Below are 18,191 nucleotides of genomic sequence, written 5' to 3'. Positions count from 1 at the left end.
CGAGACACCGCGGCCGTAGAACTGACCGTTCTCCTCGATCAGGGTGAACGGGTCGCGCGTCCAATCGGCGCGGAACGCGTTCACCACGTCGATATGGCCCAGCATCAGCACGGCTCGTGCCTTCGGGTCCTTGCCGGGCAGCCAGGCCACGAGATTGCCGGCCTTCGGCGCGCCCTCGGGGACCAGGATTTTCAAGTTGGCGGCCGGGAAACCGGCGGCCTGCATGCGGGCGGCGATCTTGTTGGCCAGGGCCGTGCAGTCACCGGTGGCGCCGCTGGTGTCGGTCTCCACCATTTCCTTGAACATGGCCCGGAAGGCCGCTTCGCCAGGGGCGTTTTGCGGCGCCGGCGTCCCGGCGAAACCCGTAAGGGGCGCGACCGCCAGGACAAGGGCCGCCATGACCGCGACACGTCCCGCGAATGCAATAGGGCGCGCCTCGGGCTGGCCGAACCGCTGGGGTATCCGGCCACCGAGACCAACGACTTGCTTCAGAGACCGGCGGACTCCCTGCGGCGGCTTCGGTTTGTCCATGTCCGTGCGCTCCCGGCGGATTTTCGGGCCTGAGCGTATGCGGACTCCCCGACGATCAGCAACGGGTCGGTTGAGAACCTGGACGGGCGGGGGACCTGAAGGTCTGCCTCGGGGCACCAGCCCAGTGTCAGCTTCTGGCGCCAAGCAGCCTGAAAGTGGACGCGTCGCTGGCCGCCACCATGGGGACTCTGGCAACCACAGGACAGGGTGGAATGCAGGCGCCTTCCCCCGTGAAGTTTATCTCTGCGAATTGGAAGCGGGTCGCCTAGTGTTCCGACGCAGTGATTATGACTCTTTGAGCGACCGCCTGTCGCGTCGCGATGGCCAGCCATCTGTGGGCCGAGCCAACCCGTCAAATTCACTGCGTCGCAACACTAGTGGACTGGCCGAATCGGGCTCCAGATCACAACGTCTTTCCATTCATCCCCAGCTCGAGTTTCGCCCGTGGAAAAGAGCACCGCCCGCGCGCCTGCGCGTCGCTTGCCGGGCCTCGATCTTATCCGCGCCGCCGCGATCGCGTGGGTCATGATCTATCACGGCTCTCTATTCGACCTTACCTCGCAGGACCATTGGCTGGTCCGCTTCGGGTGGATGGGCGTGGACTTGTTCTTTGTCCTGAGCGGCTTTCTGATCGCGGGGCAGTTGCTTCGACCTTGGGCGCGTGGCGTGGCGCCCAGCTACTCGCGGTTCTTCGCCAGGCGGCTGCTGCGGACGCTTCCGGCCTATCTCGTGGTGGTGGCGGTGTACTTCCTCATCCCAGGGGTTCGTGATCGCGCGGACATCGCGCCCCTGTGGCAGTTCCTGACCTTCAGCGAGAACTGGCTGGTCGACATGTCGACGCCCAAGGCCTTCTCCCACGTCTGGTCCCTATGTGTTGAGGAGCAATTCTATCTGATCTTCCCGGCTGTCGTGGCCCTGATCGCGCTTCGTCCGACGCCAGCAAAGGTCGTCGGCGCGCTGGCCTTCGTCGTCGTCCTGGGCATGGCGCTGAGGGGCTATCTCTGGCTGCACGCCGTCGGCGCGACGCCTTTCGACATCGCCGCCGCACCGCGCAGCGGTGCCTACATGCGGCTGATCTACTACCCGACCGGGACCCGCCTCGATGGCCTCCTGATGGGGATCGCCGCCGCGGCGATCCGCGCCTTCCGCCCCGCGATCTGGAACAGGATCACCGCGCGCCCGAACCTGCTGCTCGCCGCGGGGCTACTAGGCGTGGTGGCCTCGACGTTCGTCTTCCATGGTCAGATCGCCGGGTTCTGGCCCACGGTTCTGGGCTTCCCGTTCCTGTCCTTCAGCATCGTGCTGATCGTCATGGCCGGCGCCGAGAATCGTTCCTTGATCGGCCGATATCCGGTGCCGGGCGCGGGCGCCTTGGCCGCTGGCGCCTATAGCCTATATCTGAGCCACAAGGCCGTCTTCCACGCGGTGCAACTCGTCGCGCCACAGCTGCCGGCGCCGCTGCAGGGCGCCGCGTTCGCCTTGGCACTTCTGGGCGCCCTCGCCGTCGGCGCGGCGCTCTATTGGATGGTCGAGCGACCCGCCCTGAAGCTCAGGGATCGCCTCGAAGGCCCCTCCCGTAGCTCCTTGGCCGTGGCCGCGACGCTCGGAGACACGCGCTAGAGCCGCAGGATCCGCAACGGGACGCGAACAGCCAGGGATACAAGTCCCGAACTCATCGTTCGCGGCGGCGGCGCCCGACGCGACGGAACGGCGAGATTCTGGCGCCGATCCAATGACCCCTCCTGGCGCGACTCCGAAATCGGGGCAGGCGTGTCACCTCGCTTCATGATTGCCTCAGAACGGGAAGCGTCGCCATCGTCCAGGACGGTTTGATCGGAGGGATGGATGACGCGAAAACCCGTCTATTGCCTGGGTCTTGGGGTCGGCATCGCTCTGTTGGCCGCGGTTGCTTGGTCCTTGCCGAACGATCCCTTGCCGAAGAATCTGAAGCCTATCGATCAGCGGTTCGACGCCGAGACGGCTTCAGGCCGGTTCGCCGGCGTGTTGCTGATCACCAAGGACGACGCCACGATCTATGCGAAGGCGTTCGGCCTCGCCGACAACGGCAACGCAATCAAGAACACTCTGGAGACCCGCTTCCGGTTCGGATCGGTCGGGAAGCTGTTCACCGAAGTCGCCGTCATGCAGCTCGTGCAGGCCGGCAAACTTGATCTCGACGCGCCGATCAAGACCTACATCCCTGACTATCCGAACGCCGAGATCACCAGTTCTGTCACCGTCGCCGACCTCATGGCGCATGCGGGCGGGACAGGCGATGAGTTCGGGCCGGTTTTCGATGCGCATCAAGCGGAGCTGCGGACGCCGAGCGATTTTATCCGGCTCTTCGGGAGCCGTGGCCCCGAATTCCCGCCGGGAACCCGGCAGAGATACAGCAACTTTGGTTTCGAAATCCTGGGTCGGATCATAGAAGAGGTCAGCGGACTGAGCTATCGGGACTACGTCCAGCGCAACGTCTTCGCGCGGGCCGGCATGTCGTCGACCGACAATCGGCCCGAGGAACAGTGCGACCCGCGCCGCGCCACACCCTATATGACCGTCTCAGGTCGGCTTGTGCGCGCGACGGTCCCGGCGGTCGTTAGGCTGCGAGATACGCCGGACGCCCATGGCTATTTGACCTACCAGGGCGGACCGGACGGCGGCGGCTTCACGACCGCGAACGACTTGCTGCGGTTCGTCCGCGCGCTGAAGACGGACGAGCTGTTGGATCCAGCCCACACAGACCGCCTGCTGAACGGGACGATCACCCTGCAAAACGGCGACAAGACCCATTTCGACACCGGCGGTCCGTTGAAGGGCGGTGGCCGCTTCATCGGCCACAACGGCGTGTCTCCAGGGAGTAGTGCGCAGGTCAGGGCCTTTCCCGACGGCTACGCGATCGTGATCCTTGCCAACCGCGACCAACCGCTGGCCTTCGACCTCTTTGACGATGTCGTTCAACAATTGCTGGGCGCTAACGATGCTCCGGCGACGCGCCCGATCGGCTGATAGACTGGAAACGGAAAGTCTTCTTCCTGGCCGGTGGCCTGAGTCCGCTCGTGGCGCATCGCAGACGTCGAACAGGTCGGGGTCACGGGCCCCAGCTTGGCGCCAATTTCTCCGACGGCCTCCCGATACCCACGATCCAGCGTCATCTGGACAGTCAGAAGGTGTCGCCACTCGACTCAAGGCGGCCGCGGCCGCTGCTTTTTTTGGCCATATTATATATTGATTTTATTGATAAATATCGATGGCTCCCGGAGCAGGACTCGAACCTGCGACAAGTCGGTTAACAGCCGACTGCTCTACCAGCTGAGCTATCCGGGATCAGGCCGTCGAGGGGCGGGGGTATACGTTGGCAACCGATCCGGCGCAAGCCGGCTGAAAGCCGCCAAGCGCCCCACCCGAAAAAAGAGCCCGACGCGAGCGCCGGGCTATTGAAAGTCGGTGTTGGTGGGGTGTCTTCAAGGAAGACCTCGTGAGGTTGGACTCACGTAGTTAAGGCGGGGTTAACGATGCCCCGCCTTCGTAAGGCGTTCGAAAGGTGGCGCGGTCCGGGCCGGATTGGAGCGGGCCCGCCGGTAGTTTAGTCGTGGGGCCTGAGGGGCCGAGCGAGTCGAAAGGAAGCGCTGAAGCGCATGCGCATCCACTTCACCGGCGTCGCCGGGGCCGGCATGAGCGCCGCGGCCCTGATGATGCGCGAGGCCGGCCATCAGGTGACCGGCTCCGACGAGGACGTCTTTCCGCCCATGTCGACTTATGTCGAGGGGCTGGGATTTCCGTTCTATGGGCGATTCGGCGCCGCCAACCTGCCGCCGGACCTCGACGTCCTGGTGCTGGGGGCCAGCGCCAAGCTGGGCGGCGAGGCCAACCCCGAGGTGGCCGCCGCCCGCGCCCGTGGCGTGCGCATCGCCAGCTTCCCGGAGCTGGTGGGAGAGGCGACGGAGGGGCGGCTCAACACCGTCGTGGCCGGCTCGTTCGGCAAGTCCACCTGCTCGGCCCTGATGGCCCATGTGCTGAGCCAATCGGGCTGCGACGCGGGCTGGATGGTGGGCGCGATCTCGCCGTCTCTGCCGGACACCGGCCATTGGGGGACAGCGCCCCAGGTGGTGCTGGAAGGCGACGAGTACATCGTGGGGCCCAAGGACCATCGCTCGAAATTCCTGCTCTACCATCCACGCGACCTGCTGCTGACCTCGCTGGTGCACGACCACGTCAATGTCTTCCCGACCTTCCCCGAATACGAGGCTCCGTTCCGGGCGCTCCTTCGCCTGATTCCGGCCGACGGCCTGCTGGTCGCCCGGGAGCATCCGGCGATCCGCGCCATCGCGCGCGAAACCGCCAGTCGCATCGTCTGGTACGACACCGGTCGCTGTGACGGCTGGTGGGCCGACGAGGTGGTCTTTGGCGACACGACGCGGTTCACGCTGATGCGACCGGACGGCGGACGGATCGCCATGACCACCAGCCTGCTTGGCGCGCACAACATCGAGAACATCGTCGGGGTCTGCGCCTACCTGCTGGAGCGCGGCCTGGTCGGCGAGGCGGACATGCAGGCCGCGGTGGCCAGTTTCGCGGGCATCCGGCGGCGCCTGGACCGGCTGACCGCAGGCTCGGCCGTGCCGGTGATCGAGGGCTTTGGCTCATCCTACGAAAAGGCCCGCTCGGCCATCGAGGCCCTGCTGCTGCACTATCCACACCGGCCGCTCACGGTGGTTTTCGAACCGCACACCTTCTCCTGGCGCAGCGCCGATGCGCTCGCCTGGTACGACACGGTGTTCGAGGGCGCGGCCCGGGTGCTGATCGTCCCACCGCCGACCCACGGCGCAGCCAGCCACCACCAGTCGAGCTTTGAGGACATCCTCGCCCGCACCGCCTCCACCGGCGTTCCGGTGGAGGGCGTGCGCACGGCCGATGACGCCATCCGCGCGCTCAGCGGATTGAAGGGAGACGAGGTGGTCCTATTGCTGTCGTCGGGGCCGTTGCTCGGCCTGCCGGACAAGCTGCCGCCGGTGTTCGACCGCCTTTACGGCGGCAAGGCGGCAGCCTAGCTGCTCACAGCGTAGATGAAGGTCTCGACCGCATCGCCGTCCGGGCCGATGACTGTCACCGCGACCCGGCGGTAGTCCGTCCCCTCGAAGGCGTCGAGCCTCGCCCAGTGCGCGGGCAGGTCCGACGAGGTGAAAACCTGCACGGCCACCTCCGCGCCCTCGGGGTCGAGCGTCAGGCCCGGATACCCTTCGCCTGCGCCCCAGCCTGCCTGATGCAGGGTCCCGCGCACGGTCCCGTGGCTCCAGACTCCGTTCAGGCCGGCAAGTTGCCCATGGTTCGAACGGCCAGGCGCCAGGGTCCCGTAGACCGCCAGGCGATGTTCCACGCTCACTGGGCGCTCATGGCCGGGCTGGAACCGGCTGGACGTACTCGTCGGCGCCGATGCCGGCTTCCTTGAACTGGGCGCGCTTCGGCCCGGCGTAGCCGAACAGATAGGCGGCGACCTTGCGGATCTGGATCTCCTCGGAGCCTTCGGTGATCCGGTAGCGGCGGTGGTGGCGGTAGATGTGCTCGAAAGGCTTGTGGCGCGAATAGCCGATTCCGCCGTGCACCTGCATGGCCCGGTCGGCCGCTTCGCAGACCAGGCGGTTGGCCCAGTAGTTACACATCGAGACCTTGTCGGAGATCTGCCGCTCGATCTCCTTGTGCTCCATCCGGTCCATCTGCCAGGCGGTCTTGCGGATCAGGAGGCGCAGCATCTCGGCCTGGGTGGACAGCTCCACCAGCGGCCATTGGATCGCTTGGTTCTCGGCCAGCGCCTTGCCGAAGGGTTTGCGGGCGCGGGCGTATTTCACACTCTCCTCGATGCAATAGACGGCCGCGCCCAGCGACGAGGCCGCCTGGCGGATGCGGTTCTGGTGCACGAAGCTCTGGCCGAGGCGAAGGCCCTGGTCGATCTGGCCCCAGTAGCTGTCCTCCGGGATCCAGACGTCGGTGAAGCTGACCCGCGGATGGTCGGTCGGCATGTTGAAGGTCCAGAGGTACTCCTCGATCTTCACGCCGGGGGTGTCGGCGGGCACGATGAAGCAGGTGATGCCGTTGGCGTCGCCGTCCTTGCCGCTGGTGCGCGCGAAGACCATCACGTGCGTCGCCACGTGCATGCCCGTGGTCCACATCTTTTCGCCGCGGATCAGCCAGCCGGGCTTGCCGTCCTTGTCCTGGCGGACCGCGGTGGTGTCCATGAAGGTGGCGTCGGAGCCGTGCTCGGGCTCGGTGAGGCCGAAGCCGGTGCGAAGTTGGCCGGCCAGCAGCTTCTCGGAGTCGCGATCGTACTGGGCGTTGGTGGCGAACTCCTTGAACATCAGGATGAAGGGGTTGTTGCCGACGATGGAGTGTTCGTTTTGCAGGTCGTTGTGCAGGCCGAGGCCCTTGGCGGCGAGGTGCTCGCGGATCACCGCCAGCTCCAGCTGAGTGCCGCCCTTGCCGCCCAGTTCCTTGGGCCAGCCGAACCGCAGGTGGCCAGCCGCGTCCGCTCGGCGCCTCGCCTCGCCCAGCAGGGCTTCCCATTCTTTCTTCGGCAGTCCGCCGGCTTCCCAGTCGGTGCGCTCGTATTCGCGCCGATGGTCGAAGAAGCGCATGTTGTCGTCTTGCTGTTCGAGCGGCTTGATCTCGGCCTCGATGAAGGCGTCGAGTTCGGCCAGATAGGCGACGAGTTCAGGGTGCAGATCGAAGTCCATGGCGCGTTCCCTCAAGGCGTTCTTTGGATCGACCTTAGCCCAACTGGGCCATTTACAAGCCGCCGGAACGCCCGCCTGATCGGGTCAACTATGGATGATGTCGGGGATACCGTAGGGTCATGAGTGTGGATGTGCTGGCCGCCCTGCCACGGCTGGCCCAGCGGCTGGGGGGCGAAGGCGCGGTTTTGGCCGCGGCCGAACGGCTGTCCGGCGGGGCGAGCATGGAGACCTGGGCCTTCGCGGTCGAGGCGCCCGGCGCCGCGCGCCGCGACCTGATCCTGCGACGGCGTTCCGCGCCCTTCGACCCGGACGCCTCACGCTCGATCAGTCTTTCGGGGGAGGCGTCGCTGATTACTGCGGTGCGGGCCACTGGCGCGCCAGCCCCGCCGTTGGTCCATCTCTGCGACGAGCAGGACGGTCTCGGCGAATGTCACGTGACCCAGCGGATCGCCGGCGAGACGCTGGGTCGGCGCATCGTCTCCGATCCGCGGTTCGACGCGGTGCGCCCGCAGCTCGCCCGCCAGTGCGGGGAGATCCTGGCCCAGATCCACGCCACGCCGCCGCCGGCGCAAGCGGGCCTGAAGACCGCCGACTTCCTGGGCGAACTGGCGCGATACGAGGAGGTCTACCGCGCCTCCGGCGCCGAGCGGCCGATCCTGGAGCTGGCTTTCCACCACCTGAAGATCCATGCGCCAGAGCCTGCGCCGTTGGTGCTGTTGCATGGCGATTTCCGGAACGGGAACCTGATGATCTCGCCGACGACGGGCGTCGCCGCGGTGCTCGACTGGGAGCTGTCGCACATCGGCGACCCGGCGGAAGACCTGGGCTGGATCTGCGTCAACTCCTGGCGCTTCGGGCGGCCCGACCGACCGGTCGGCGGTTTCGGCGACTATTCCGACCTGCTGGAAGGCTACGAGGCGGCGGGCGGCGCGCCGGTGTCGCTGAAGCGGCTGCGGACCTGGCAGGCGCTGGGCTCGCTCAAGTGGGGCGTGATGTGCCTGATGATGTACCAGAGCTGGGCCGGCGGCCTCGAGGCCTCGGTGGAGCGTCCGATGATCGGCCGCCGGGTCTCGGAAACCGAGATCGACCTGGCGAACCTCATGGAGGCGGGCCTGTGATCACTCATCCCAAGGCCCAGGAACTGACGACTGCGGTGGCCCGCTGGATCGACGAACTGCGGCCGGACCTCGATCCGCGCAACGCCTTCCTGGCCAGGGTCTCCGCCAATGTGCTGGGGGTCATCGGCCGGGAGCTGACGCTGGGCCCAGCGGCCCAGGCCGCGGCCACCGAACGGCTGACGGTGCTCCTGGACTACCGCGGAACCTTCGAGGAGCTCAACGCCGACCTGTGCCGTCGCCTGCGGGCTGGCGAGATGACCGTGGAGACCCCCGGCCTGCTCGCCGCCCTGAAGGCCAACGTCCTCGACCAGCTGGCCATCGACCAGCCGAACTATCGGCACGAGGGCTCGGCGCCGCCTTAAGCCGCCTCCAGCACCCGGATGATTTGGCCCTCGTCGTCGTTCCATAGGATCGCGACGTTGGCGGCGCGGCCGGTGAGCTTGCCGAGGGCTTTCTTCACCTCCGGCGCGCGCAGGCGCTTTTCGCTGAGCCGCAACAGCGTGTGGCCGGACCCCTGGTCCTGTTCCTCGTCGTGGAAACGCAGCACGGCGTCGACGACCGAGCCGGGGAGGGCCGGGCGTTCGAAAGCCGCCATCTCAATCGGACGAGGGGCGAGGCGGGGGCGGAAGGTGCGGTAGGCCATGAACTGAACTCCGTTGCGGGTTTCAACGCGTTCAGGTCTGATCGGTCGCAACGACAGAATCGGACGTACCTTCTTATGCGGCACGAAAAGGCCGGACGGCTGCTGGAGCTGGCGCGGATGCTGGCCGCCACCTCGGAAGGCCTGACCCTGGACGAAATGGCCGAACGTCTGAGCGTTGGCCGGCGCACGGCTGAGCGGATGCGCGACGCGGTGCGCGACGTCTTCCCGCAGCTCGAGGAAGTCGATGATCCGCCCACGCGGCGTTTCCGCATTCCCTCCGGACTCGATGGGCTCTTCCAGGCCCCGACGGCGGAGGAATTGGCCGCGCTCGCCGCCGCGGCCGAGGTCTTCGCCCAGCAGGGCGCAAGCGCGCGGGCAGGCGCGCTCAAGTCCCTGGAGCGCAAGGTCCTGTCGGCGACCCGCGCGGCGGCGCGGCGCAAGCTGGCGCCGGACCTTGAGGCGCTGTTGCAGGCAGAGACGATCGCGGTGACGGCGGGGCCCAGGCCCTTCGAGGACGAGACCGTGCTGGCCGCGCTGCGCGAGGCGCTGCTTTCCATGCGGCGCCTGCGGTTCCGCTATGAGGGCGGGGCGACGCCCGGCCGGATTCGCGAGGTCACGCCCTTTGGCCTGCTGTTCGGGCGGTCGAACTATCTGGTGGCCGACGAAGGGCAGGGGCCGCGCAACTGGCGCCTCGACCGCATCGCCGATGTCGCGGTGGCCGACCAGGCCGCGATACGTCCCGACGGCTTTTCCCTACAGGACTATGCGGACCAGAGCTTCGGCATCTTCCATGACGACACCGCCGATGTGGTGCTGCGGGTGACCCCGAGCGGCGCCGAGGACGCGTTGCGCTGGCGCTTCCACGCCCACCAGAGCGTCGAGGCCGAGGCCGACGGTTCGGTGCTCGTCCGCTTCCGGGCGAGCGGCATGCTGGAGTTGGCCTGGCACCTTTTCACCTGGGGCGACAAGATTCAGGTGCTGTCGCCCCCAGGGCTGAAGTCGACCCTGGCCGAACAGATTGAAATCGCCCGCCGCACCCATGCGTCCGGATCTGTCGTGCCCAGCGCCTAGACCTCCCTCCATCGCAAGTGGAGAGACCCGATGTCCGTGATCGCCGACTACGCCCAGTTGTACGAAGCCCAGATCCGCCCGCGCCGCCAGGGCCTGCGGCGGCTTGCGGTGTTGGCCGTGTGGGCGGCGCTCTTTTTGGCGCGCCCTCGCCTGGCGCTTGCCATTTGGCGCGAGCGAGCTTGAATCTATTGTGAAATCCCGAGGAGCCGGACCCGCCGGCTCCGTAAGCGCCACTAGGGGATTCTACTAGCTCTACCCATACGGGAAACCCCGTAGGTAGTCGCCTCAGGGTGATTCGCGCGAATCAGCGTGGTTAAAAGCATTAACCATAAGTCAACCGCTGAGACCCGCCGCGATGCCCGCCCTTCGCCTCGTCCCGCAAGACTCCGACCGCCGCCCCGGCGGCAAGGTCCTGTTGATCGATGACGATGCGGTCCTGCTGGGCCTGATGGCCCAGGCATTCGCCGACGCCGGCTACATGACCCGCACCGCCGAGAATGGCCGCAAAGGCCTGCTCGCGCTGGACAGCTACAGACCCGATCTGGTCGTCACCGACATCGTCATGCCCGAGATGGAGGGCATCGGCGCGATCCTGCAAATCAAGCGCCGGCCCCGGCCCCCGATGATCATCGCCATCTCCGGCGCAGGTCCGGGCGGGCGTCGTGACTACCTGAGCTGGGCCCGGCATCTGGGGGCCGACGAGGTCCTCGCCAAGCCCTTCCGCACGTCGCAGATCGTGGCGCTCGCGAACCGACTTCTCAACAACCATTCCAATCACTTAGCTGGGTAAGGGGACTGAAAATGCATATCCTTCTTGTGGAAGACAATCCGGTGGCGGCCAAGAGCATCGAGCTGAAGTTGGTGGCCGAAGGGCACAACGTGTTCACCACCGATCTCGGCGAAGACGCCGTCGAGCTGAGCAGCGTCTACGACTACGACCTCGTGCTGCTCGACCTCGACCTGGCCGACATGGAGGGGATGGAGGTGCTGCGCGCGATCCGCGCCAAGAAGATCCGCACTCCGGTGATCATCCTGACAGCCTCCGGGGACATCGAAACCAAGGTCAAGGCGCTGTCCGGCGGGGCCGACGACTTCATCACCAAGCCGTTCCACAAGGCCGAACTGGCGGCGCGGATCAATGCGGTGGTCCGTCGCTCGCGCGGCCACTCGGAATCGATCATCCGCACCGGCAACATCGCGCTCAACATCGACACCCGCACCGCCGAGGTCTGCGGTACGCCGGTGCACCTGACGCCCAGCGAGTACAAGGTGTTGGAATTGCTCTCCCTGAGGAAGAACTCCGTCCTGACCAAGGAGATGTGCCTCAACCACCTCTACAACGGCCTGCGCGAGCCGGAGGTGAAGATCATCGACGTGTTCATCTGCAAACTGCGCAAGAAGCTGGCCGGGGCCGCCGAAGGCGACAACCAGATCGAGACGGTCTGGGGCGGCGGCTACATGCTGCGTGACACCCCCGAGGAACGCCAGGCGATGGCCGCCTGATCCGACGGATCATCCCCTGCCAAGAGGGCCGGACGCCAAGCGGCGCCCGGCCCTTTTTGCTGGGGGCAGGGACAGTCGATCCCCGTCATCCCGGTTTCGCGGCGCGCGAAGACAGGGCCCCTGAGCGCCGAGCGTGCGTGGTTTTGTCGGAGAGCCTGGTGTCTGCGCGGGCCGGACAGGCGCTGTGCGGTGTCCAGGATGACGCGGCGCTTGGAAGTGGTGGCTTACGCCGCCGCCGCGCTCAAGGCGTTGGCGGCCACGACCGGCAGGTGCAGCGTGGCCGTCGTGCCGTGGCCCTCGCGGGACCAGAGCGAAAGCGCTCCGCCAGCGCTCGCGGCGAAGTCGCGGACGGAGCTCAGGCCAAGGCCCGTGCCGGTCGCCTTCGTGGTGAACAGCGGGTCCGTGGCGCGGGCCAGGATCTCCGGCGCCATGCCCGCGCCGGTGTCCCGGACGGTCAGGGCGATATAGTCGCCGGCGGCGAGGCCGAGGCGGTCGGATCGATCGAGGCGGACCTGCCGCGCGTCGAGGCTGATGGCGCCGCCGGCCGGCGTCGCGTGGCCAGCGTTCAGGCACAGGTTGAGCAGCGCCATCTCCAGGCCCGTCCGGTCGCCGGCGCAGTGCAACGGCTGGACCGGCAGGCAGACCTTCAGGCGGATATCCGGGGCGATCGCCTGGCGCGCCATGCGGCGCACCGTACGCATCGCCTCGCCGCAGTCGACGGCGTCTAATTCCGGCGCGGGCTCGTGGCCCAGCGCCAGGGTGCGGCGCAACAGCTCCGCGCCGCGTTCGGCGGCTTCCAAAGCCAGCAGCGCCAACCTCTGCGCCTCGCTGCCCTCGGCGAGCTCGGCGGCCAGGCGCTCGTTGGCGCTCAGGATCACGCCCAGCAGGTTGTTGAAATCATGGGTCAGCGCGCCCGACATGCGGCGAAGCGCATCAAGCCGCTCGGCGGCCGAAGCCTGACCGTCGTTGGCGGCCGGGGCCGCCTGCGGCAGAGGGGACGCTGAAATTGGGCTACGCATGGCAGGGCCGAATCAAACACAAAGCCGCCACGATTTCACCCGGGCGCCACTACCTAGGTAAAATCCCCTAGCTCGCGCATACCGGTGTCAAGCCACGCCGCTGGCCAAGGTCATACGGATCAGTTCCGAGAGGCTTTCGGCGCGCATCTTGGACATCACGTTGGCGCGATAAATCTCCACCGTGCGGGGGCTGATGGTCAGGCCAGATGCGATGGCCTTGTTGCTGGCGCCCTGCATGATCAGGTCGAGGACCTGGCGTTCGCGGGCGGTGAGGCTGTCGATGCGGCGCAGCACCCGCAGGCGGCGCGAACTGGCGTCCATCGCCTCGTCGTTCTCTTCCAGCGCCGCGCGCACATGGCCGAGCAGCACGTCGCTCTCGTAGGGCTTCTGCACGAATTCGGCGGCGCCGGCCTTCATCGCCTGGACGGCGACGGTGACGTCTGCGTGGCCGGTGATCAGGATCACCGGCATCAGGCAGTGGCGCCGCTTGAGGGTCTTCAGCAGTTCGACGCCGTCCATGCCCGGCATTCGAACGTCGCTGACGATGCAGCCGCGGGCTTCGGGGGGCAGCACATCGAGGAAAGCCTGGGCGGAAGAAAACCCGCTAGGGTTGAGTCCATCCGATCGGAGCAGCATGACGAGCGAGTCCAACGCGGCGGCGTCGTCATCGACGACGAACACGCTCCGATTGGGCGGCTGTGTCATCACTGTTCACCGTCCGCGCCAGTACAAAACTAAAAGCAGCGCCTCCCAGCGAGCTGGGTTCGACCCATATTCTCCCGCCGTGGTGTTCGACTATAGCGCGGCAAATAGAAAGGCCTAGTCCCATTCCGAGGGGCTTGGTGCTGACCAGAGGCTGAAAGAGCTGGCTCATAATTGCCGCATCAACGCCGGGACCGCTGTCCTCAACTGTGGTTAACATCCGACCATCTACGTCCAGCCGAGTGGATATTTTAATGTCTCGGATGGGTGACTTGCCAATTGCATCAATCGCGTTGCGCGCCAAGTTAAGAACAAGCTGTTGAATCTGAATACGGTCAGCCAAAACTACGTCCATGCCCTGGTAGAAGGCATAGAATACGCGTGCATCGGCGTCGCCGACCATTGATTCGATGATGAACTCGACTTCCGCCAAGATGGCCGAGAGGCTTTCAGGCTTCTGTTCGGCGGCGCCGCGGGCGGCGAGGTCGCGCATGGTGCGGACGATTTCACCGGCTCGCATGGCCTGGTCGCCGGCCCGCTGGACCGCATCGATGAGGGCATCGTCGGCCAGCTCCAGTTCGGCGATCAGGGTGCGCGCGACGCGCAGATAGTTGGTGACGGCGGACAATGGCTGGTTGAGTTCGTGTGCGAGGACCGAAGCCATCTCGCCCATGGCGCTGAGGCTCCAGGCCTGACCCAGCTGGGCCCGCAGCCGCGCTTCGTGAGCTCCACCCTCTTCGGGGGGCGTAGCTCCTGCGACCGACCAGACCGTATCCATGGGCTCGCCTCCAGGCCCCCCGCTCAAGCACCGTCCATTCTGCCGTTCGTCGGGGTTCGATCAATCAGGGCAAACACCTAAGGGCTGCCCTCGGGGCCCTGGCGCGGCGAATGAGGTCTTGAGCTTCGCGCCCGCATCGCCCTCTATCGGGCCCACGCCAGGGGAGTTTCGACATCATGATCGTGCGTGCGATCGCCGCCCTGTTGGCAGGAGCATTCCTCATGGGCGCGGCGCCGACCCCCGATCCCTACGTCTATTTGGAGGACGCGGAGGGTGCGAAGGCGCTGGACTTCGCCCGCGCGGAGAACGCGCGCTCCCTGCCGCAACTGCAGAACGACCCGCGCTACGCCGGGCTCTACGCCGACGCCCTGAAGATCGCCACGGCCAAGGACCGCATCCCCGCCGTGGCCCTCGGCGCCGATGGGACCCTGCGCGACTTCTGGCAGGACGCCGACCATGTCCGCGGCGTCTGGCGCACCACGACGCTCGCGAGCTACCGCACCGCGACGCCGGAATGGAAGACGATCCTCGACGTCGACGCGCTCGCCAAGGCTGAAGTCAAGAACTGGGTCTTCAAGGGCGCTCAGTGCCTGAAGCCGGCCGAGCGGTATTGCCTGGTGTCGCTTTCCGACGGCGGCAAGGACGCCGTCGAGGTCCGTGAGTTCGACATCCAGGCGGGCGCTTTCGTGGACGGCGGCTTCCGTATCCCGCAGGCCAAGTCGAACGTCAGCTGGATTGACAAGGACACCCTGGCTATCGCCACGGAATGGGCGCCGGGCGACCTTACGCAGTCCAGCTACCCCTACGTCCTGAAGACCCTGAAGCGGGGCCAGCCGCTCACCGCCGCGCGCGAGGTCTTCCGGGGCGTCAAGACTGACGTCTCGGTGAGCCCGGTCGTGCTTCGCGAGCCGGACGGAGCCGTGGCGGCGTTCCTGGCCACCCGCGGCCTCGACTTCTTCAACAGCGAAATCCAGCTGATCACCCCGCGGGGTCCGGAAAAGGTCGACCTGCCGAAGAAGTCGACCATCCAGGCCTATGTGGACGGCCAACTCGTGGTGACCCTCGAACAGGACTGGCCGCAGAAGGGTTTCAAGGAGGGCGACCTGATCGCCTTCGACCTGGCGGCGGTGTCGGCCAATCCCGCCGACCTGAAGGGAACCCTGATCCTCAGGCCAAGCCTCAGCCAGGCCATCGACGAGGTCAGCAGCACCCGCCACCGTCTGGCGGTCGTGCTCTACGACAACGTCAAGGCCAAGCTGCTTAACTTCCGCCACGCCGGCGGGGCCTGGACCTCGACGGCGGCCGACCTGCCAAAGGACTCCACCATCTCGGTGTCCTCGGCCTCCGACGTCGATGACCGGATGATCGTGGCGGTGACCAGCTTCCTGACGCCCTCCAGCCAGTGGCTGGCCGACGGCGCCACCGGCAGGGCCGAGACGCTGAAGACCTCGCCGGCGAGGTTCGACGCCTCGAAGGATGTGGTCGAGCAGCTTTGGGCGGTGTCCAAGGATGGGACCAGGATCCCCTACTGGGTGGTGCGGCCCAAGAGCCTGAAGTTCGACGGGACGGCGCCGACCCTGCTGACCGCCTACGGCGGCTTCCAGCTCAGCCAGACGCCGACCTATGCCTCGATGGCCGGGAAGCTCTGGCTGGAGAAGGGCGGGGTCTATGTGCTGGCCAACATCCGCGGCGGCGGGGAATTCGGGCCACGCTGGCACAACGCCGGCCTGAAGCTGAACCGCATGCGGGTCTATGAGGACTTCTTCGCGGTCAGCCAGGACCTCATCGCGCGCAAGATCACGTCACCGAAGAAGCTCGGCATCGAGGGCGGCTCAAATGGCGGCCTGCTGATGGGCGTGGCGCTCACCCAGCATCCGGAGCTCTACAACGCCATCGTCATCCAGGTGCCGCTGTTCGACATGATCGGCTACACCCACATCGGCGCGGGCGCCTCGTGGGTGGGTGAGTATGGCGACCCGGCGGTTGCGGCCGAGCGGGCCGTCCTCGACAGCTATTCGCCCTATCAGAAGCTGGCGCCCGGCAAGCCCTATCCGAAGGTGTTTCTCGAGACCTCGACCAAGGACGACCGGGTGCATCCGGCCCACGCCCGCAAGGCCGCTGCGCGGCTGAAGGAGTATGGCTACGACTACCTCTACTACGAGAACGTCGACGGAGGTCACGCGGCCTCGGCCAACCTCAACGAGCGGGCCATGCGCATCGCACTGGAGTACACCTACCTCGCCCAGCGGCTGATGGATTAGAAGCCCGCCGCGCGCGCCGCGGCGTCCCGTCCCTCTACGTCCGGGGTGGGCCCACAGCCCCTAGGTGCAGAGCTTCGCGGCGTCCAGGAGAGCCTTGTGGACGAGCCGGCAGATCAGCGCGCTGCCCTCCGGCAGCGACCCGAACGCGTGACCGGAGGTCTCAGGTCCCACGTGCATGGTGACCAGGAGTTGGCGGCGAGAAGGGCGCGGTCCTCGTCCGACGTGAAAGAGGCCAAAATGCCATGCAGCCGCCCGACGAGGGGGAGCCCGCCGTCACGGGTTTGAACCGTCAGGAAATCCATCAGCCTCGATGCTTCCTAAGCGATTCAAACCGTCGGATGGAATTCCGCCTCAACGAGGGGGAAAAAGGTTGGAGGCCTGACCGGGAATCGAACCCGGGTTCACGGATTTGCAGTCCGGTGCGTCACCACTCCGCCATCAGGCCGCCGGAGGGGCGGATCGCTAACAGAAGGGCTCCCCCAGGGCAACAGCGCCGGCTAGGGCTCCGCGGCGACCCGCGCGATTGCCTTGGGGCTGGGGGGAGACCTATAAGCCGCACCAGAGTCCGCTCGCGCCTAAGGAACCCTTCAAGGATGGCCGATTTCGCCGCCGCCCGGCTGAACATGGTGGAGAGCCAGGTGCGCCCCGCCGACGTCACCGACGTGCGCCTGCACGACGCCATGCGCGCCTTGGCGCGCGAGAGCTTTGTGGTCCCGGCCAAGGCCTATCTGGCCTATGCCGATATCGAGGTGGAGTATGCCTCCGGTCGCAGCCTGCTGAAGCCTCGCGATCTGGCCAAGCTGATGCAGGCCGTGCGTCCTATGCCGGGCGAACGCGCCCTGGCGATCGCCGCGCCCTACGCCGCGGCCCTGCTCGAACATCTCGGCCTCTCGGTGATCCGCCTGGACGACGGCGATCTGTCGCAGCCGCCCGCCGGATCCTACGATGTCATCGTCTGCGAGGGCGCGGTGGGCCGCGCGCCGGGGGCCTGGACCGCGGCGCTGGCGCTGCGCGGACGCCTGGGCGTGATCGAGCGCGACGGGCCCGTGGGCAAGGCCTGTGTCTACGTCCGGGCCGAGGATGGCGTGGGCCGCCGGGAGGTGTTCGACGCCACGCCGCCGGTGCTGGAAGGCTTCGCTGCTGAACATGGTTTCGCCTTCGAATAGTCTTCAAAACTCACCACGAGTGATTTCAGAAGCCAATCGGATGCAAAGTCCGGGGTGAAAAAAGCTTAAGGTGACTGGGCGCCGCGGTTGGCTACACAACTCCGCCCAACGAGAACAAGTCGCTCGACTCTACGGGGATAACTGATGCCGAAGACCCTTCGCGGACGGCTGCTCGCCGCGATTTTCAGTGCGGGCTTTGCGGGCGCAGCCGCGGCGCCGGCCTGCGCAGAGACGCTGGCCGACGCGCTTTCGCTCGCCTATCAGACCAACCCCAACCTACTGGCTCAGCGCGCCAGCCAGCGGGCGCTGGACGAAACCTACCTCCAGGCCCGCGCCGGCTATCGCCCGCAGCTCAGCTTCACCGGTGACAGCTACTGGCTTGAGACGCGGACACCGAAAGCGGCCCGCGGCACGCTGATCGACACCAATGGCGACGGCATTCCCGACACCTTCGTGCCGGCGACCGGCTCCGGGATCGCCCGTTACAACACCGGCACCGTGGGGCTCAATCTCGACCAACCCCTCTGGACTGGCGGCCGGACCGCGGCGGCCGTCTCTGCGGCCGAGGCCGACATTCTGTCGGGTCGCGAGAGCCTTCGGCGCGTGGAATCCCAGGTGATGCTGGCCGTTATCCAGTCCTACGCCGACGTGCGCCGCGACCAGGAGGGGGTGCG

General features: G+C 66.8%; 18 protein-coding genes, 2 tRNA genes and 1 pseudogene. 12 read left to right on the top strand and 9 right to left on the bottom strand.

Translation table 11 applies throughout. The features are described 5' to 3' along the window. Positions 1 to 399, bottom strand: a pseudogene (locus tag E8A12_RS22460) (M20/M25/M40 family metallo-hydrolase); the annotation flags it as partial. A gap of 576 nt (positions 400 to 975) precedes the next feature. On the opposite strand from E8A12_RS22460, the gene E8A12_RS22455 reads away from it, so the two are divergent. Together E8A12_RS22455 and E8A12_RS22450 are read left to right on the top strand one after the other, a co-directional pair. After that, complete coding sequence (locus tag E8A12_RS22455) at positions 976 to 2,151, top strand: acyltransferase (RefSeq protein WP_293373093.1); 1,176 nt, start codon at positions 976 to 978, stop codon at positions 2,149 to 2,151. 312 nt (positions 2,152 to 2,463) lie between these two features. Continuing rightward, on the top strand, positions 2,464 to 3,537 hold the full coding sequence (locus E8A12_RS22450) for a serine hydrolase domain-containing protein (RefSeq protein ID WP_293373091.1): 1,074 nt from the start codon (positions 2,464 to 2,466) through the stop codon (positions 3,535 to 3,537). A gap of 242 nt (positions 3,538 to 3,779) precedes the next feature. Here the strand turns inward: E8A12_RS22450 and E8A12_RS22445 are convergent. After that, positions 3,780 to 3,855: transfer RNA gene (locus E8A12_RS22445), tRNA-Asn, on the bottom strand. Positions 3,856 to 4,166: 311 nt separating this feature from the next. On the opposite strand from E8A12_RS22445, the gene E8A12_RS22440 reads away from it, so the two are divergent. Continuing rightward, positions 4,167 to 5,579 carry a Mur ligase family protein gene (locus E8A12_RS22440; protein ID WP_293373089.1) on the top strand — a complete coding sequence of 471 codons (1,413 nt, stop codon included), beginning with the start codon at positions 4,167 to 4,169 and terminating at the stop codon, positions 5,577 to 5,579. Here the strand turns inward: E8A12_RS22440 and E8A12_RS22435 are convergent. Both E8A12_RS22435 and E8A12_RS22430 read right to left on the bottom strand, forming a co-directional pair. Further along, entirely contained in the window at positions 5,576 to 5,911 is a 336-nt protein-coding gene (locus E8A12_RS22435; protein WP_293373087.1) for a gamma-glutamylcyclotransferase family protein, read from the bottom strand. The two genes, E8A12_RS22440 and E8A12_RS22435, sit on opposite strands and share 4 nt — an antisense overlap. Positions 5,912 to 5,918: 7 nt before the next feature. Beyond that, complete coding sequence (locus E8A12_RS22430) at positions 5,919 to 7,256, bottom strand: acyl-CoA dehydrogenase family protein (protein WP_293373085.1); 1,338 nt, start codon at positions 7,254 to 7,256, stop codon at positions 5,919 to 5,921. Positions 7,257 to 7,375: 119 nt separating this feature from the next. On the opposite strand from E8A12_RS22430, the gene E8A12_RS22425 reads away from it, so the two are divergent. Then, positions 7,376 to 8,374: a phosphotransferase family protein gene (locus E8A12_RS22425; RefSeq protein WP_293373083.1), complete on the top strand. Its 999-nt coding sequence runs from the start codon at positions 7,376 to 7,378 to the stop codon at positions 8,372 to 8,374. Next, positions 8,371 to 8,736 (top strand): DUF6285 domain-containing protein, encoded by a 366-nt coding sequence (locus E8A12_RS22420; RefSeq protein WP_293373081.1) that lies wholly within the window; start codon positions 8,371 to 8,373, stop codon positions 8,734 to 8,736. The genes E8A12_RS22425 and E8A12_RS22420 overlap by 4 nt, the downstream gene beginning before the upstream one ends. Here the strand turns inward: E8A12_RS22420 and E8A12_RS22415 are convergent. Continuing rightward, positions 8,733 to 9,017 carry a hypothetical protein gene (locus E8A12_RS22415; RefSeq protein ID WP_293373079.1) on the bottom strand — a complete coding sequence of 95 codons (285 nt, stop codon included), beginning with the start codon at positions 9,015 to 9,017 and terminating at the stop codon, positions 8,733 to 8,735. The genes E8A12_RS22420 and E8A12_RS22415 overlap by 4 nt on opposite strands. Before the next feature lie 75 nt (positions 9,018 to 9,092). Between E8A12_RS22415 and E8A12_RS22410 the strand changes: the two genes are divergently transcribed. The 4 genes from E8A12_RS22410 to E8A12_RS22395 all read left to right on the top strand — a co-directional run bounded on the left by E8A12_RS22410 (position 9,093) and on the right by E8A12_RS22395 (position 11,591). Beyond that, on the top strand, positions 9,093 to 10,088 hold the full coding sequence (locus E8A12_RS22410) for a WYL domain-containing protein (RefSeq protein WP_293373077.1): 996 nt from the start codon (positions 9,093 to 9,095) through the stop codon (positions 10,086 to 10,088). Between the two features lie 30 nt (positions 10,089 to 10,118). After that, positions 10,119 to 10,271 (top strand): hypothetical protein, encoded by a 153-nt coding sequence (locus tag E8A12_RS22405; RefSeq protein ID WP_293373075.1) that lies wholly within the window; start codon positions 10,119 to 10,121, stop codon positions 10,269 to 10,271. A gap of 172 nt (positions 10,272 to 10,443) precedes the next feature. Then, positions 10,444 to 10,878, top strand: coding sequence for a response regulator (locus tag E8A12_RS22400; protein WP_293373073.1), 435 nt, complete (start codon positions 10,444 to 10,446; stop codon positions 10,876 to 10,878). An 11-nt stretch (positions 10,879 to 10,889) separates the two neighbouring features. Continuing rightward, positions 10,890 to 11,591: a response regulator transcription factor gene (locus E8A12_RS22395; RefSeq protein WP_293373071.1), complete on the top strand. Its 702-nt coding sequence runs from the start codon at positions 10,890 to 10,892 to the stop codon at positions 11,589 to 11,591. A 224-nt stretch (positions 11,592 to 11,815) separates the two neighbouring features. On the opposite strand, the gene E8A12_RS22390 is transcribed toward E8A12_RS22395, so the two are convergent. The 3 genes from E8A12_RS22390 to E8A12_RS22380 all read right to left on the bottom strand — a co-directional run bounded on the left by E8A12_RS22390 (position 11,816) and on the right by E8A12_RS22380 (position 14,090). Beyond that, the gene (locus E8A12_RS22390; RefSeq protein ID WP_293373069.1) at positions 11,816 to 12,610 is read right to left on the bottom strand and encodes an ATP-binding protein; all 795 of its coding nucleotides are present in this window, start codon (positions 12,608 to 12,610) and stop codon (positions 11,816 to 11,818) included. Positions 12,611 to 12,697: 87 nt separating this feature from the next. Next, entirely contained in the window at positions 12,698 to 13,246 is a 549-nt protein-coding gene (locus tag E8A12_RS22385; protein WP_293373067.1) for a LuxR C-terminal-related transcriptional regulator, read from the bottom strand. A gap of 28 nt (positions 13,247 to 13,274) precedes the next feature. Then, positions 13,275 to 14,090, bottom strand: a complete 816-nt coding sequence (locus E8A12_RS22380) for an ATP-binding protein (protein ID WP_293373065.1) — start codon at positions 14,088 to 14,090, stop codon at positions 13,275 to 13,277. A 176-nt stretch (positions 14,091 to 14,266) separates the two neighbouring features. Between E8A12_RS22380 and E8A12_RS22375 the strand changes: the two genes are divergently transcribed. Continuing rightward, on the top strand, positions 14,267 to 16,351 hold the full coding sequence (locus E8A12_RS22375; RefSeq protein WP_293373063.1) for a prolyl oligopeptidase family serine peptidase: 2,085 nt from the start codon (positions 14,267 to 14,269) through the stop codon (positions 16,349 to 16,351). A 371-nt stretch (positions 16,352 to 16,722) separates the two neighbouring features. Here the strand turns inward: E8A12_RS22375 and E8A12_RS22370 are convergent. After that, positions 16,723 to 16,796 (bottom strand) — tRNA-Cys (locus E8A12_RS22370). A 148-nt stretch (positions 16,797 to 16,944) separates the two neighbouring features. Here E8A12_RS22370 and E8A12_RS22365 point away from each other — a divergent pair. Next, positions 16,945 to 17,517 (top strand): protein-L-isoaspartate O-methyltransferase, encoded by a 573-nt coding sequence (locus E8A12_RS22365; protein WP_293373060.1) that lies wholly within the window; start codon positions 16,945 to 16,947, stop codon positions 17,515 to 17,517. 144 nt (positions 17,518 to 17,661) lie between these two features. Then, positions 17,662 to 18,191, top strand: a 530-nt coding sequence (locus tag E8A12_RS22360; RefSeq protein ID WP_293373058.1) for a TolC family protein, incomplete at its 3' end; no start/stop codon positions are given.

The organism is Phenylobacterium sp., assembly GCF_004799395.1.
Classification (GTDB): domain Bacteria; phylum Pseudomonadota; class Alphaproteobacteria; order Caulobacterales; family Caulobacteraceae; genus Phenylobacterium.
This window is presented reverse-complemented; position numbering and strand designations above follow the sequence as displayed.